This is a genomic window from Thermus brockianus, assembly GCF_001880325.1.
GTDB classification, from domain to species: domain Bacteria; phylum Deinococcota; class Deinococci; order Deinococcales; family Thermaceae; genus Thermus; species Thermus brockianus.
Genome location: NZ_CP016312.1, coordinates 415,909 through 429,352, shown reverse-complemented (window position 1 = coordinate 429,352; position 13,444 = coordinate 415,909). Strand labels below are relative to the sequence as shown.

17 protein-coding genes are annotated in these 13,444 nt (G+C 68.6%); 2 read left to right on the top strand and 15 right to left on the bottom strand.

Going from position 1 to position 13,444, the window contains the following annotated elements; translation table 11 throughout:
• Window positions 1-4 precede the first annotated feature (4 nt).
• The 3 genes from A0O31_RS02185 to A0O31_RS02175 are packed head-to-tail and all read right to left on the bottom strand — an operon-like array spanning window position 5 to window position 2,656.
• On the bottom strand, window positions 5-1,267 hold the full coding sequence (locus A0O31_RS02185) for a murein hydrolase activator EnvC family protein (protein WP_071676486.1): 1,263 nt from the start codon (window positions 1,265-1,267) through the stop codon (window positions 5-7).
• A 1-nt stretch (window position 1,268) separates the two neighbouring features.
• Window positions 1,269-2,123, bottom strand: coding sequence for a cell division protein FtsX (locus tag A0O31_RS02180; RefSeq protein ID WP_071676485.1), 855 nt, complete (start codon window positions 2,121-2,123; stop codon window positions 1,269-1,271).
• A gap of 47 nt (window positions 2,124-2,170) precedes the next feature.
• Entirely contained in the window at window positions 2,171-2,656 is a 486-nt protein-coding gene (locus A0O31_RS02175; protein WP_071676484.1) for a peroxiredoxin, read from the bottom strand.
• Between the two features lie 103 nt (window positions 2,657-2,759).
• Here A0O31_RS02175 and A0O31_RS02170 point away from each other — a divergent pair, with 103 nt between their 5' ends.
• On the top strand, window positions 2,760-3,005 hold the full coding sequence (locus A0O31_RS02170; RefSeq protein WP_071676483.1) for a hypothetical protein: 246 nt from the start codon (window positions 2,760-2,762) through the stop codon (window positions 3,003-3,005).
• Here A0O31_RS02170 and A0O31_RS02165 read toward each other — a convergent pair.
• Genes A0O31_RS02165 through A0O31_RS02140 form a run of 6 tightly spaced genes read right to left on the bottom strand, consistent with a single transcriptional unit; the run spans window position 3,002 to window position 8,894 of the window.
• Window positions 3,002-3,934 carry a vWA domain-containing protein gene (locus A0O31_RS02165; RefSeq protein ID WP_071677897.1) on the bottom strand — a complete coding sequence of 311 codons (933 nt, stop codon included), beginning with the start codon at window positions 3,932-3,934 and terminating at the stop codon, window positions 3,002-3,004. The genes A0O31_RS02170 and A0O31_RS02165 overlap by 4 nt on opposite strands.
• Window positions 3,931-4,851, bottom strand: coding sequence for a vWA domain-containing protein (locus tag A0O31_RS02160; RefSeq protein ID WP_071676482.1), 921 nt, complete (start codon window positions 4,849-4,851; stop codon window positions 3,931-3,933). Before A0O31_RS02160 ends, A0O31_RS02165 begins: the two co-directional genes overlap by 4 nt.
• A complete protein-coding gene (locus A0O31_RS02155) occupies window positions 4,818-5,687 on the bottom strand; it encodes a DUF58 domain-containing protein (protein WP_071676481.1) in 870 nt (289 codons plus the stop codon). Before A0O31_RS02155 ends, A0O31_RS02160 begins: the two co-directional genes overlap by 34 nt.
• Window positions 5,647-6,684, bottom strand: a complete 1,038-nt coding sequence (locus A0O31_RS02150; protein ID WP_071676480.1) for an AAA family ATPase — start codon at window positions 6,682-6,684, stop codon at window positions 5,647-5,649. Before A0O31_RS02150 ends, A0O31_RS02155 begins: the two co-directional genes overlap by 41 nt.
• Before the next feature lie 57 nt (window positions 6,685-6,741).
• Window positions 6,742-7,836 carry a zinc-dependent alcohol dehydrogenase gene (locus tag A0O31_RS02145; protein WP_071676479.1) on the bottom strand — a complete coding sequence of 365 codons (1,095 nt, stop codon included), beginning with the start codon at window positions 7,834-7,836 and terminating at the stop codon, window positions 6,742-6,744.
• A complete protein-coding gene (locus tag A0O31_RS02140) occupies window positions 7,833-8,894 on the bottom strand; it encodes a class II aldolase/adducin family protein (protein WP_071676478.1) in 1,062 nt (353 codons plus the stop codon). Before A0O31_RS02140 ends, A0O31_RS02145 begins: the two co-directional genes overlap by 4 nt.
• Before the next feature lie 44 nt (window positions 8,895-8,938).
• On the opposite strand from A0O31_RS02140, the gene A0O31_RS02135 reads away from it, so the two are divergent.
• Entirely contained in the window at window positions 8,939-9,913 is a 975-nt protein-coding gene (locus tag A0O31_RS02135; protein WP_071676477.1) for a P1 family peptidase, read from the top strand.
• Here the strand turns inward: A0O31_RS02135 and A0O31_RS02130 are convergent.
• From A0O31_RS02130 to A0O31_RS02105, 6 genes are read right to left on the bottom strand one after another with little or no spacing between them, the layout of a single operon-like run.
• The gene (locus A0O31_RS02130; RefSeq protein WP_071676476.1) at window positions 9,910-10,920 is read right to left on the bottom strand and encodes a S1C family serine protease; all 1,011 of its coding nucleotides are present in this window, start codon (window positions 10,918-10,920) and stop codon (window positions 9,910-9,912) included. The two genes, A0O31_RS02135 and A0O31_RS02130, sit on opposite strands and share 4 nt — an antisense overlap.
• A 47-nt stretch (window positions 10,921-10,967) precedes the next feature.
• Entirely contained in the window at window positions 10,968-12,068 is a 1,101-nt protein-coding gene (locus A0O31_RS02125; RefSeq protein ID WP_071676475.1) for a YwiC-like family protein, read from the bottom strand.
• 43 nt (window positions 12,069-12,111) lie between these two features.
• A complete protein-coding gene (locus A0O31_RS02120; protein WP_071676474.1) occupies window positions 12,112-12,489 on the bottom strand; it encodes a hypothetical protein in 378 nt (125 codons plus the stop codon).
• A complete protein-coding gene (locus tag A0O31_RS02115) occupies window positions 12,486-12,782 on the bottom strand; it encodes an AraC family ligand binding domain-containing protein (protein ID WP_071676473.1) in 297 nt (98 codons plus the stop codon). The genes A0O31_RS02120 and A0O31_RS02115 overlap by 4 nt, the downstream gene beginning before the upstream one ends.
• Window positions 12,779-12,982 carry a DUF542 domain-containing protein gene (locus tag A0O31_RS02110; RefSeq protein ID WP_203226799.1) on the bottom strand — a complete coding sequence of 68 codons (204 nt, stop codon included), beginning with the start codon at window positions 12,980-12,982 and terminating at the stop codon, window positions 12,779-12,781. The genes A0O31_RS02115 and A0O31_RS02110 overlap by 4 nt, the downstream gene beginning before the upstream one ends.
• 44 nt (window positions 12,983-13,026) lie before the next feature.
• Window positions 13,027-13,443, bottom strand: a complete 417-nt coding sequence (locus A0O31_RS02105) for an RrF2 family transcriptional regulator (RefSeq protein WP_071676472.1) — start codon at window positions 13,441-13,443, stop codon at window positions 13,027-13,029.
• Between the last annotated feature and the right edge of the window lies 1 nt (window position 13,444).

The window sequence follows — 13,444 nt, the reverse complement described above, 5'->3', positions numbered from 1 at the left end:
GAGGCTAGTAATAGGCGGCGGGGTCCACGAAGCGGGTCTCGCTTCCCACCCGCACCGCCACGCGGAACTCCAGCTCCTCGGGGCGGATGAGGAGGCCGCCCCCCGTGTACCCGAGGAGCTGGCCCCGTTCCACCTTCTGCCCCTCCTGGACCAGGGGTTCTTGCAGGTTGGTGTAGACGGTGGAGAGGGTTTCCGTGTGCACCAGCATTACCGTGTAGCCCAGGTTGGGGAGGTAGAGGATGCCCGCCACGTACCCCTCGGCGGCGGCCTGGACCGGGCTTCCCGGGGCGGGCCCCTGGATGACCTGGAAGGGGCCCTCCCGGCCGTAGGGCACCAGGACCCGCCCTCCGGGCACGGGGAAGGCCAGGCGGCCCACCTGGGCGGGGAGGGGTGGGGGTGGCACCACCGCCTGGGGGCGCAGGGCGGCCTGGCGGCGGGCAGCCTCCTCCCTCCTTCGCGCCTCCTCTTGCCGCCTCCTCTCCTCTTCTTGCCGCCTTAGTTCCAAAAGCCGCGTCCTTTCCGCTAGGACCCGGGCCTGGAGGGCGGCGAGCTCCGCCTGGAGGCGCTGCCTTTCCTGGAGGGTGTCCCGCAGGAGGGCCCTTTTCCCCTCCTCTTCCCTTTGGAGGGCGGCTAGGGTGGCCTCGAGGCCCCGCCTTTCCCGCTCCAGGGTGGCTTGGGTTTGCGCCAGGGACCTCTCCTTCTGGGAAAGGTCGGCGAGGAGGAGGCTTAGCCGCTCCCTTTCCTCCCGTAGGGCCTTCAAGGTGGCCTGGAACGTGCGCACCAAGGCGGCGTCCTGCCGGGAGAGGTAGCCCACCCAGCGGGCCCTCACCGCCAAGTCGGCGAAGGACTGGGCCCTGAGGAGGGGCAGGTAGCGCCCAGCCTTTTCCCGGTGAAGGCTTCCCATGAGGGCTTGGAGCCTGGCCTTGAGGTTTTCCAGGTCCTTCCCCAGCTTGGCGATGCGCCCTTCGGTTTCCCGCACCGCCTCCTTGAGCCTGCCGATCTCCTGGCGTAGCCGGGCGCGCTCGCCCTCCAGGCGGGCGATTTCCCCTTCCAGGCGGGCCTTTTCCTCAAGGAGGCCCTTCACCCGTTGGGAGAGGCGGCTAAGCTCCCGGTTGAGGGTCTGGATGCGCCTTGCCGCTTCCTCTTCCAGGGCCCTGGCCCGGGCGGTTTGGGCCTCGAGGCGGCGCACCGCCTCCTCCTGGGCCTTGAGGTCCTGGGCTAGGCCCAGGAGGGAGAGGGCCAAGAGGAGAAGGGGCCAAAGCCGCACCCTAGACCTCCTTCAGGTAAGCCCGGCTCGCCATGTAGGCCCCGCCCGCCCCCAGGACCCCGGCCAGGAGCAAAACCCCAAGCCCCGTGCGCAGGAGGTCCCCCGGGCCTAGGACCGGCACGAAGGGAAGAAGCCCCTGGACCGCCTGGGCCAGGCCCCGGTAGAGGAGCCCGCCCAGGACCAGGGCCAAGGCCCCCGCCCCCAGGGTGAGGAGAAGCCCCTCCACCACGAAAGGCCCCTGGATAAACCGCCGGGTGGCCCCCACCAGGAGCATGATGGAAAGGGCCTCCTTGCGGCTTTCCACCGAAAGCCGGATCGCCCCCATGACGCTGAAGAAGGTGTTGAGGAGGAGAAGCCCCACCAAAACCCCCATGGCGAGGCGGCTTCCCGAAAGCACCTGCACCAGGCGCTCCGTGAGCTCGCCCCCGTACTCCACCTCCTCCACGCCGGGGAGGTTCTTCAGGCGCTCCGCCACCTTGCGCACCTCTTCGGGGTCCTTGAGCCGCAGGCGCAGGGTGTCGGGGAGGGGGTTTTCCACCAGGTCCTTGGCCTCCGCCAGGTAGGGGTAGTCCAGGACCAGCTGGGCCAGGGCCTCCTCCTTGGTCTGGAGGCGCACCTCCCCCACCTCGGGCCAGGCCTGGATCTCGGTGAGGATGGCCTCCAGGTTGGCCTCGGGCTTGAGGAAGGCCGCCACCTCCAAATCCCTTTCCAGGGTTTCCACCACCCGCTCCAGGTTCCAAAGGAGAAGCCCGAGAAAGTAGAGGAGGGCGAAGGAAACCAAAGCGGTGAAGAAGGTGGCGAGGCTGGCCGTGGGGTGGCGGAGGATCTGCCTTAAGCCCTGGCGGATGGCGTACACGCCCTACATCTTACGCAGGGCCTTGGGGCTTGCGGATGAGATGGCCTTTAACGCAGGCGCTCCCGCAGGTAGGCCAAGACGGTGTCCGCATCCTTAAAGGGGTTCACCCCCCACCAGATCTTTTGCACACGTCCTTCGGGGTTCAGGAGGAAGGTATCCCGGCTGTAGAAGCCGAAAAGGCTCCGCACCCCGTAAGCCCGGGCGAGCCGGCCTTGGGGGTCGGGGAGCATGCCGCCTTTTAGGGAAAGTTTATCTATAAAATCGCACTGCTCGCCGGCGGGATCGTGGCTTACGCCGTAGACCCGCACGCCCAGGCTTCGGAACTCCTCGTAGAGCTCGCTATAGCGCTTGGCCTGGGCGGTGCATTCGGGGCTTTTGGCCTTGGGGTAGAACCAGAGGACCACGTGGCTTCCCCGGAGGTCCACGGGGCGGCCGTAGCTGTCCTGGGCTTCTAGGAGGGGGGCCTTATCCCCGGGGGCGAGGGCTTGCGCCCGGAGGAAGCCTAGAAGGAGGAGGAAGGCCAGGGAGCGCATACCCTTAGCCTAAAGGGGGATTTTGGAAAAAAAGGTGGCCTGGCCCCCAAGGAAAGGGAGCCCCCGCCTTTTCCTCCGAGGCCGGGGCTGCTAGGCTTGGGCTATGAAACCCTTCCTTTGGGGTTTGGCCCTGGGAGGGCTTCTGGGGGCGGGGGTGGCCTTCCTGGCCCGTCCTGGAGAGGCGCCCGTGCAGTTCGCCTTGCCGCCTGCCCAAGGGGAGGAGGCCTGCGAGCCCCAGGTCTACCTCTTCCTAAACGGGCAGTTTTTCCGCATGCTTCCCGTCCCGGGCGGCGAGCCCCAGGAGCTCTTCCCGGTGGAGCCCGTGCCCAACCCCTTTGGCGGCTCCTAAGCGGGGGAGAGGTAGCGCCTTAGCCCCACCCCCAGAAGGGCGAAGACCCCGCCCAGGAGGGCGAAGAGGCCCGTGGCCTCCTCCTTGGCCACCTCCAGGCGCACCCCTTGGGCGAGGCGGCGGTAAAGGGAGGCAAGCTCCCCTTCCGAGCGGATGAGATGGTGCTCCCCACCCGTCATCTCGGCGATGGCCCAAAGGAGCTCCTCGTCCACCTCGTAGGCCCCAGGGAAGAAGCCGAAGCCCATGACCGGGTCCTCGGGCCCTGGGGTCCAGCCCGGCACCCCCACGCCCACGGCGTGGACCTTCACGCCCATCCTGGCCGCTTCCGCGGCTGCCTCCAGGGGGTCTATGCCCGTGCGGTTCCGCCCGTCGGTGAGGAGGAGGATCTCCCCTTTGCCCCCGGCCTGGCGGATCTGGGCTAGGGCCTCCATGATCCCTTCCCCGATGGCGGTGGAGCGGCCGAACTCCAGGCTATTCAGGCTGTCCCATAGCCGCTTGCGGTCCGGGGTGGGGGGGTGGACGGTCTGGGCGTAGCCGCTAAAGGCCACGAGGCCGATGCGGAGCCCCCTGGGGGCCTCATTGAGGAAGGTGCGGGCCGCTTCCTTGGCGGCCTCGAGGCGGTTCGGCTTCAGGTCCGTGGCCATCATGCTCCGGCTCACGTCCACCACCAGGACCACCACGTTCTCGCTCGTCCGCCCTATGAGGGGCAAGAGGGGGCGGCTTGCGGCGAGGGCGAGGAGGAAAAGCCCTAGGGCGAAAAGGGCCGTGGGAAGCCAGGGGAGAGGCCCCTTGGCCTCCCGGGCCGCCTCCTGGAGGAGGGCTGCCAGGGGGTGGGGCAGGCTGGCCTTGGGCCTTCCCCGCCAAAGCCCTAGGAGGAGGAAGGCCAGGAGGAGAAGGAGGCTTAAAGCCTCCGGGGCGAGGAGGCTCACGGCCACCTCCCTTCCCGGGCCAGGGCCACGTAGGCCCCAAACCCGAGGAGCAGAAACCCCGCCACCACCAGGGCCTGGGTGAGCTCCTGGGGGCGGGTTTTCCAGACGTAGTGGGGCTTAAGCGCTTGGTAAAGGGGGCGGAAGTCCTCCTGGAGCACCCCGCCCCCCGTGGCCTGGGCCAGGCGGAGGAGGGTGCCGGGGTCCGTGGGCACGAAGTAAAGCCCCTCCCCGATGCGGCTCACCGCCCCCCGGGGGTCCCCCAGGGGCCGGACGAAAACGGGAAGCCGGGAGCGGCCAAGGGCTGCCGCCGCTTCCAAGGGGTCTTTGCCGGCGTTGGCCGCCCCGTCGGAAAGGAGCAGGATGGCGGCGGGGGGCCTCGCCTCCGGGAGGTCCCGTTCGGGGCCCTCGGGGCGGAGGACCCGCCTGGCCTGTTCCAACCCCTGGCCCAAGGGGCTTACACCCCCCGGCTTCAGGCCCGAGAGGGCTTCCAGGAAGGTCTGGCGGTCGGTGGAGGGGGCAAGGACCAAAACGGCCTGGGGGCCAAAGCTCACGAGGCCCACCTTCACCGAGGGGTCCAGGCCCTTGAGGAAGGCCCGGACCAGGGCCTTGGCCTTTTCCAGGCGGCTTGGGTCCTCGTCGTCGGCGGCCATGGAGTGGCTGGTGTCCACCACCACCACGGCTTGGGTGAGGTTTTCCCGCCAGGGGAGGCTGGCCTCGGGCCGGCCTGCCGCCAGGAGGAGAGGGAGGGGGGCGAGGAGGTAGGGGAGGGGAATGGGCTTGGGCCTGGGGGCGAAGGGGGGGTCCAGGGCCGCCTCCAGCCGCCTCCTACCCCCTGCCCAAAGGAGGAAGAGGACGAGGCCCGCCACCCCCAGGAGGAAGGCCCCTAGGAGAAGGGTTTCTGGGCTCTTGAAGGCCACCTGCGCCTCCTTTCCACAAAGCCGAGGAGGAGGGGGAGGAGGTCCATCTCCGTGGAGGCCAAAAGGAGGTCCGCCCCCACCTTCCCGATCTCCCGGATCCGGTGCGCCCTTAGGGCCTCCGCCCGCTTCCGGTAGGCCTCCCGCACCCGGGGGTCAAAGGCGTTCACCTCCACCTCCAAACCCCTTTCCGGGTCGCGGAAGCGCCAAACCCCCCCTTCGGGCAGGGCCCGCTCCAGGGGGTCTTCCACCAGGACCGCCACCACATCGTGCCGGGCGGCGAGGCGGGCGAGGGCCTCGGCAAAGGGGTCCAGGAAGTCCGAGAGGACGAAGACCAGGCTCCGCCGCCGGGCCACCCGCCCAAGGAGGTCAAGCCCCTCGGCGAGAGGCCTCGCAGGGCCTCCCTTTTGCGCCTCTTGGGCCAGGAGGAGGGCCTGGGATTTTCCGCCCCTGGGGGGCAGGAGGCCAGAGGGGAGGACCGCCCCTACCCGGTTCCCGTGCCTTAGGGCGATGTAGGCCATGCTCAGGGCGAGTTCCAGGGCCAGGGCGTACTTCTCCCGCCGCTTGGAGCCGAAGCGCATGGAGGGGCTCCCGTCCAGGAAGAGCCAAAGGGTGAGCTCCTTCTCCTCCCGGAAGCGGCGCACGTGGACCTCCCCCGTGCGGGCGGTGGCGGGCCAGTCAATCCGCTCCGCCTCGTCCCCGGGCTGGTAGGGGGCGATCTCGGCAAGCTCCAGGCTCTTGCCGTAGAACACCCCCCGGTAGTCCCCAAAAAGGAGGCCATCCAGAGGACGCACCACCTTAAGCTCCAGGCGGGCTAGGAGTGCTTCGGGCGTCTCCATAAGGGTCATGCAGGGGTACGAAGGGGGCGGGGAAGTGGGCGAGGATGGCCTTGAGCACCGCCTCCGCCGTGATGCCCTCCGCCAGGGCCTGGTAGGAGAGGACCAGGCGGTGGCGGAGGGCGTCCAGGTAGAGGTCGCGCACGTCCTCGGGGAGGGCGTGGGCCCTGCCCCGCACCAGGGCCAAGGCCTTGGCCCCCTGGACCAGGGCCAAGGAGGCCCGGGGGCTTGCCCCGTAGGCCACGTAGGGTTTGAGCTCCTTTAGCCCCGCCCCTTCCAGGTTCCGGGTGGCCTGGACCAGGGCCACGGCGTGCTCCGCCACCTTGGGGTGGACGTAGACCCGGTCGGCCAGGCGGGAGAGCTCCAGAAGCTCCTCCAGGGAGAGCACCTTTTCCACCCGGATCTCCTCCCCCGTGGTCATGCGGCGGACGATCTCCAACTCCTCGTGGAAGGCGGGGTAGTCCACCACCACCTTGAGAAGGAAGCGGTCCAGCTGGGCCTCGGGGAGGGGGTAGGTGCCCTCGCTCTCAATGGGGTTTTGCGTGGCCAGGACGAGGAAGGGCTTGGGCAGGGGGAAGGTTTCCTTGCCTAAGGTCACCTGGCGTTCCTGCATGGCCTCGAGGAGGGCCGACTGCACCTTGGCCGGGGCCCGATTGATCTCGTCCGCCAGGAGGAGGTGGGCGAAGATGGGCCCGAGCTCCGTGCGGAACTCCCCCTCCTTGGGGTTATAGATGCGGGTGCCGAGGAGGTCCGCCGGCACCAGGTCCGGGGTGAACTGGATGCGCTTGAAGCTCCCCCCCAGGGTCTCCGCCAGGGTCCGCACCGCCAGGGTCTTGGCCAGGCCGGGCACCCCCTCAATGAGGAGGTGGCCCCGGGCCAAGAGGGCCAAAAGCATCCGCTCCAGGAGGTGGTCCTGGCCCACGATGACCCGCTTGACCTCTTTGAGGAGCCGCCTAAGCTTTTCGCCCGCCTCTATAAAGGGTTCCTCCTCCCAGGGCATGCCCCCTCCTTCCGCTTTGCCGGGAGTATAGCCTTAGCCCCTTGGGGCCATCCCCGCCTAGGGCACATTTGGCCGGAAGAGGGCCTTGCCCCGGGCGGAGAGGGCCTCCTTCCAGGCGGGAAGGGGATAGATCCCGCCGATGAAGGCCTCCAGGCCCCCAAGCTCGGGGAGGAGGGCCACCGCCTCGGCGAACTCCTCCCGGGTGTAGGTGTAGCTTCCCACGAGGCCCACCTCCTTGAACCAGAAGGGGGAGAGATCCACGGCCTCTAGCCCTGGCGCCCCCAAAAGGAGGACCTTTCCCCCTTCCTCCGCCAAGGTGAGGGCCTCCCGGAAGCCCCGGCCGCTTCCCGAGGCCTCTACCACCCCTTGGTACCCCCCCCTATGGCCCGTGAAGAGGAGGTAGCGGTAGCGCCGGCTTCTCGCCTCGAGGGCCTCCCGGGCGCTTCTGTAGACTGCGTCTGCCCCGAAGGCCCTCGCCCTTTCCGCCTGGTGGGGGTACTTGGCCACGGCCAAGACCTTCCCCCCGTAGCCCAAGGCCCGGAGGAGGCGCACGGCGAGGAGGCCCAGGGTGCCCATGCCGAGGACGAGGACCTCCCCGGGCCAGGGCCTGAGCTTCTTGAGGCCCCTTAGGACCACGGCCAAGGGCTCCGAGAGCACGGCCCTTTCCTCCGGGACCCCGTCCGGGATGGGATGGAGCCGCTCGGGCCGGGCCAGGACCCACTCCCCCCACCCCCCGGGCAGGTCCCGGTTGTAGCCCAGCATCCCCGGGGCCAGGGCCCCCTCCGCCACGTTTTGGCATAGGCCCTCCTCCCCCGCCTGGCACCGGGCGCAGGGGGAAAGCCCCCGGTCGGCGCAGGCCAAAAGGGGGTTCACCGCCACCAGGCTCCCCTCCACCTCCCCCAGGATCTCGTGGCCCAAGACGGCGGGGAAGGAGAAGAAGGGGCTTATGGAGGGGGGGCTTTTGCCGTAGAGGAGGGCGAGGTCCGAGCCGCAGACCCCGCTGAGCCGGACCCGTACCCGCACGAAGCCTTCCCGTTCGGGCAGGGGGATTTCCGTGAGGGCGAGGGGGAGGAGCCCCTTGGGGAAGCGCTTTCCCAGGAGCCTAGCCCCGAAGAAGCGGGGGAGGGAGGGGGTATAGAGGAGGGCCTTCATGACATGGGGACGGTGCGGATGAGCTTGCCCTCAATGCGCTCCAAAATCTCGTCCAGGCTCCGCCCGGTGATGGTGAGCCCGTGGTTCTTAAGTCCCACCACCGCCCGGGTAGGGTCGGGCGCTTGGCGCACCTTCTCCGCCACCGCCTGGGCCAGCTCGTAGGTGCCGCAGGGGTAGTTGAAGGAGGTGGCGGGCACCCCCTCCATCCAGGCGTGCACGTGCAGGATGGCCCCTACCCCGGGGTGTTCCCGGTAGATCATCCAGTGCTCTATGGCGTCCACGCTCACCCGCCTGGGCTCCACGTGGGGGGGGACGGAGAGGAGGATGGCGTTCCGCTTGGGGTCGTAGTCCTTCACCATGAGGATGTCCCGGCCGATCTCCCTAAGGTTCGCCTTGTCCACCCCGCTGGCCGACATCCAGAAGCGCCTTTCGTCCTTGCGCACGGAGAGGTTGCCGTAGGAAAGCCCCCCGATGCCGTAGAGGCGCTTCACGTGGCGGAGGTCCTCAGGGGGCAGGATCTCCTCAATGGGGAAGGGGGCGGGGAGGAGGTCCCATTCCTTAAGCTTCTTCCCCGCCCGGTACATGCTCTCCGTAAGCTCGTCCCCGTGCCAAAGTTCGGGCTCGAGGTCCTGCTCAAAGAGGTTGTTGATGACCAGGCGGCTACAGGCGATGGGCCTTAGGCGGGCCGCCACCCTTTCAAAGAAGCCTTCCCCCTCGGGTTCTTGGTAGTGCCCCAGTTCCAGGGTGAGGAACTTCACCCCTTTTCCCGGCACGTAGGCCAGGAGGACGTTGGAAAGGGCCCGGACCAGGTAAGGGTAGAGCTGGCGCAAGGGGTCTTCCGGGTACTCGGGGAGCTCCAGGACGGAGGCCACGAAGGTGGCCTGGGCCTTGCGGCGGTAGGGCCTCGGGTTTTCCGGGGTAATGGCGTTCAGGACCAGATTGGGGGCTTCCGCCTCTGGGTTGAAGCGAAAACCCTGGGCCTCCAGCGCCTTGCCCACCCCTTCCAAAAAAGCTTGCAGCCTGGGCGACGGTTCGCCGTGGATGAGGTACTCCCACATACCGCCTCCTTGTCTTGCCCCTAAGCCTACCCCATACTGGCCCTATGGCGGAAGCCTTGTGGGGCAAGGAGGCGCTTTTCCCTAGGGTTAGGGTGGGGCACTTCACCGACCTCGAGGCCCGCACCGGGTGCACCGCGGTCCTGGTGGAGGAGGGGGCGGTGGCGGCGGCGGACGTGCGGGGGGCAGCCCCGGGCACGCGGGAGACGGACCTCCTCCTCCCCGAGAACACCGTGGAAAGGGTACAGGCCGTCCTCCTCACCGGGGGGAGCGCTTTTGGCTTGGGGGCGGCGGAGGGGGTCATGGCCTACCTCCGGGAAAGGGGCAGGGGTTTCCCCACCCCGGCCGGGGTGGTGCCCATCGTCCCCGCCGCCGTGCTCTACGATCTCGGCCGGGGGAAGGTCTTCCGGCTCCCCTCGCCCGAGGCGGGCTACAGGGCCGCCTTGGCCGCAGGGGAGGAGGTGGCGGAGGGTAGCGTAGGGGCGGGCACGGGGGCGGTGGCGGGCGGGGTCAAGGGGGGGGTGGGCCTTGCGGGCTACCGCCTGGAGGAGGGCTTTAGGGTGGTGGCCCTGGTGGCGGTGAACAGCCTAGGCCGCCCCTTTGACCCTTCCACGGGGAGGCTTTACGCCGAGCCCTTCCTGGCCGAGGGGGAACGGGCCCTTCTGCCCGACCTTGCCCGCTACCGGGGTTTCCCCGAGGACTACCGCTTTCCCTCGCTTTTGGGCCAGAACACCACCTTGGCCGTGGTGGCCACGGACGCTCCCCTCACCAAGGCGGAGGCCAGACGGTTCGCCATCATGGCCCAGGACGGCCTTTCCCGGGCCATCCGCCCCGCCCACACCCCCTTGGACGGGGATGTGGTCTTTGCCCTGGCCTTGGGGGATGGGCGGGGAGTTGGGCCCATGGGCCTTTTGCGCCTAGGGGCCTACGCCGCCGACGCCGTGGCCCGGGCCATCGCCCGGGCGGTCCTCCTGGCGGAGGGGATGCCGGGTGTGCCCGCTTACCGGGACCAGATGGGTTAGCGCCCCGGGAAGGGGGCGAGGACCGCTTCCACCTGGAAGACCTCGGCCCCTCGGCGCACGGTGAGGCGCACCCTTTCCCCCACCTCCCGCTTGCGCACCTCCCGCAGGAGGTCCTCAAAGGAGTTCACGGGGGTGCCGTCCACCTCGAGGATTACGTCGGGCACGCCGCCGGACTCCAGCCCCCTGAGCCCCGCCCGGTGGGCCGCCCCACCCGGGACCACCTCGCCCACCAGCACCCCGCCCGGCGTAAGCCCAAGTTGTTGGGCGAGGTCCGGGGTGAGGGCCCTAGGCCCCCTGAGGCCCAGGTAAGGCCAGTAGCGCCTTTCTCCCCGTTCCAATGCGGTGAGAACCCCTTGCCGCCCCAGGAGGGGCGTGTAGAAGCTCCGGAACCCCTCCTTCGTCTGGCCGATGGCCACCGCCACCCCCAGGACCTTCCCGCTTGCGTCCAGCACCGGCCCCCCCGAATCCCCCGGGGCGAGGGGGAGGGAGGTTTCCACGAGGCCTTGGGGGAGGAACGGGGAGGGGCTCACCTCGAGGCGGGTCACCCGCCCGTACCGGGGGGCGATGAACTGGTTGCGGCCGTTACCGATGTGGAGCACAGCCTCCCCCACCCGGGGCCGCCTTTCCGTTTCCAAGGGGAGGGTCTTGGGTGCTTCTCCTTCCGGGGAGAGCACCGCTAGGTCCAAGGGTTCGGCGAAGCCCAAAAGCTGGGCCGAAGCCCGCCTGCCGTTGGCGAGCACCAGGGTGTAAGGCCCCCCTTCCGCCACCACGTGGTAGGCGGTGAGGACGAGGCCTCGGGCGTAAAAGAACCCCGTGCCCCGGCTTCCCTCGGGGCCCTCTATGCGGAGAACGGCGGGATGGGCCTCGGCGTAGAGGGTTTGGAGGGTTTCGGGGGGTGCCTGGATGGGTTCAGTCCAAGGGCGAGGGGGTGTGAGGAGGCGGAGGGAGAGGGAAAGGAGGGCCAGGGCCAGGGGCAGGAGGACGAGTAGGCCCCACGCTTTGCGCATACCCCCATGCTTCCCTAGGCTTCAAGGGGCCAGAGTACGTAAGGCCACTATCCGTGCCCGAGGAGGAGAAGCCCCAGGAGGAAAAACCCCACCCCCGGCCAAGGGTGGGGCCTGCGGAGCAGGGCGTGGGCCAGCGCCACCCCGAGGAGGGCCAGGAAGGGGTGCGGGGATAGCGGCGCCCCCAAGGCCAGGTAGAGGAGGCCCAAGAGGGCGTTCAGGTCGTAAAGCCCCAGGGCGAAGCGGGCTGCCCGCGGCACCTCCTTGCGGAAGAGAAGCCAAAGGCTCAGGGCGAAGGCGAGCCCCACCAGGGCCCACCCCAGAAGCCGGTGGAGGCTTGGCACCCCCAAAAGGGCGGTGGGAAGCCCCCTCTGGGTGTAGCCGAAGGCGGTGAGGAGGACCAAAAGGAGGCCAAACCCCATCTGGGTCCAGCCGATGACCCGGGCCGGCACCGGGGGGCGGAGGAGGGCGTAGCTTCCGTAAAGGGCGAGGGCCAGAAGCCCAAAGAAGACAGGGTAGGGGAGAAGGCCACCCTGGGCGAGGAGGAAAGCTAGGGCCGTCGAAAGGGAAAGGGCCAGGAAGGCGGGGTAGCGCTTGGGAGAGGCGCCCCGGGCCCTTAGCACCTGGGTCCGGGCGTAGTAGAGGGCGGCCACGTCCCTTAGGGCCAGGGCGAGGAAGCTTCCCAGGGCCACCCCCGCCTCGAGGCCGCCCGCAAGCGCCCCTGCCGGGGCCAAGGCGGCCATGAAGAGGGCCGCCGCCAGCTCGGGGAAAAGTTCCCGGGACCGGTTCTTGGCGTCGGCGTAGGCCACGTAGGCGGCAAGGGGGAGGGCCAAGAGGAGGGGCAGGAGGAAGGGCCCTTGGGCGGTAAGGGCAGCGAGGAGGAGGCCCGAAAGGGCCAGGAGGAGGTAAAAAGCGCCTACCCTTAGGGCCAGGTCCGTGCGGGGGTAGCGCTTTCCCTTCCGCAGGTCCTGGTAGGCGAGCTTCAGCGGGTGCCGGGCCAAAAAGCCGAAAAGGCCGAGGAGGAAGATCCCCAGGGTGGCGGGCCCCGGGGCAAGGAGAAGGCCCAAGAAAACCGGCTCCAAGGTGAAGCCCCAGCCCCCGTGCTCCGCAGGCAGGGCCACCGACTTTAGAGGGACGCTCTGCACGCGCATCCTTGCCTCCAGGGTAGGGGAAGGGCGTAGGGGCAAAAGTCCTTTAGCCCCACAGCACCTCCAGCATCAACAAGGCGAAAAGAAGCCCGGCCACAGCAGAAACCCCGGCGAAGACCCCCCAAAGGGTTGGGCCCCAAGCCAACCCCCAACCCAAGGCCATGCCCAGAAGCCCTAGGTTGGCGAGACCCACCTGAAAGAGAGCAAGCCCAGGCCGTCGGAAGACCACGCCCCGAAACCGGGGCAGGGCGTGGTAGGCCACGCCGTAGATCATGAGGCTCACAAAGCCTAAAAGTTGCGTATGGGCATGGGCCGGTTTCCAGGTAAGGGGTAGGGCGCCAAGCCCCATTAGAACACCGAGGAGGTTGGCTACCAGGAACCAAAAGAGGGCGCTGGTCAGGGCCAGGCGGCTTGCGGGGATCATGGGTGGGGGGTGATGATGCCGAGGACCAAAAAACGCCCCTGGTCGGCCCGCGCCCCGTGGGGCTCGCCTGGGGAGGCGTCCAGGAGCGTGCCTGGCCGGGCCAGGACCTCCCGTTCCCCAGCGAAGAGGGTGCCCTCTCCTTCCAGGCAGAGGAGGTGGACTCGAGGCTCCCCCCTCCCCCGCACCTCTTGGCCCCCTTGCAGGCTGAAGAGGACCAGTCGCACCTCGGGGTAGTCGGCCAGAAGTTCCACACCCCGCACCGCCCCATAGCGGGCCTTTTCTCGCAGGTTCATTGGCGCACCTCCTTTTGCAGGAAGTTTGTTAAGGCGTTCAGGACCTCTATGGGGTCCCGCCCTGCCTGCCTGGCCGCTTCCTCCAGGGGCTCAGCTCCGCCGCAGCAGGTGTCCAGGCCAAGCCCGCTCAGAAGCCGCACCGCTTCCGGGTAACGCCGCAAGATCTCGTTGACCGGGGTCGTCAGGGCGATTCCTTCCATGCCCTTAGCCTGGGGGATAAGGGTGGGCGGGGCCATGACCTGGGTCAAACCTTTTCGGGAAGGAGGTCCTTAAGGGTGAGGCTCCCTAGGGCTTTCCGGATTTCTAGGTTCATGCGCACCAGGTTGGGCTTGAGGTAGCAGACGCCCCGCCTCTCCTCGGTGGGACAGCGTTTTAGGGTGGCGCAGAGGTCCAGGGCCACGGGGCCAGAGAGGGTCTCCATGACCTTGAGGAGGCTAATCTCTTCAGGGGTGCCTTTGAGCCATACCCCTCCCGCACGTCCCATCCGGCTTTCCACCAGCCCCGCCTTGGCCAGCTTGGAAAGCACCTTGGCCATGAAGGCAGGTGGAGCCTTGAGTTTTTGGGCGATCTCCATTGCGGATAGGCCGGGTTCCTCCGCCAAAAGGAGGAGGGCATGGAGGGCATAGGACTCTTCCCGCCGAAGAAGGCTGCGCACGGGCATG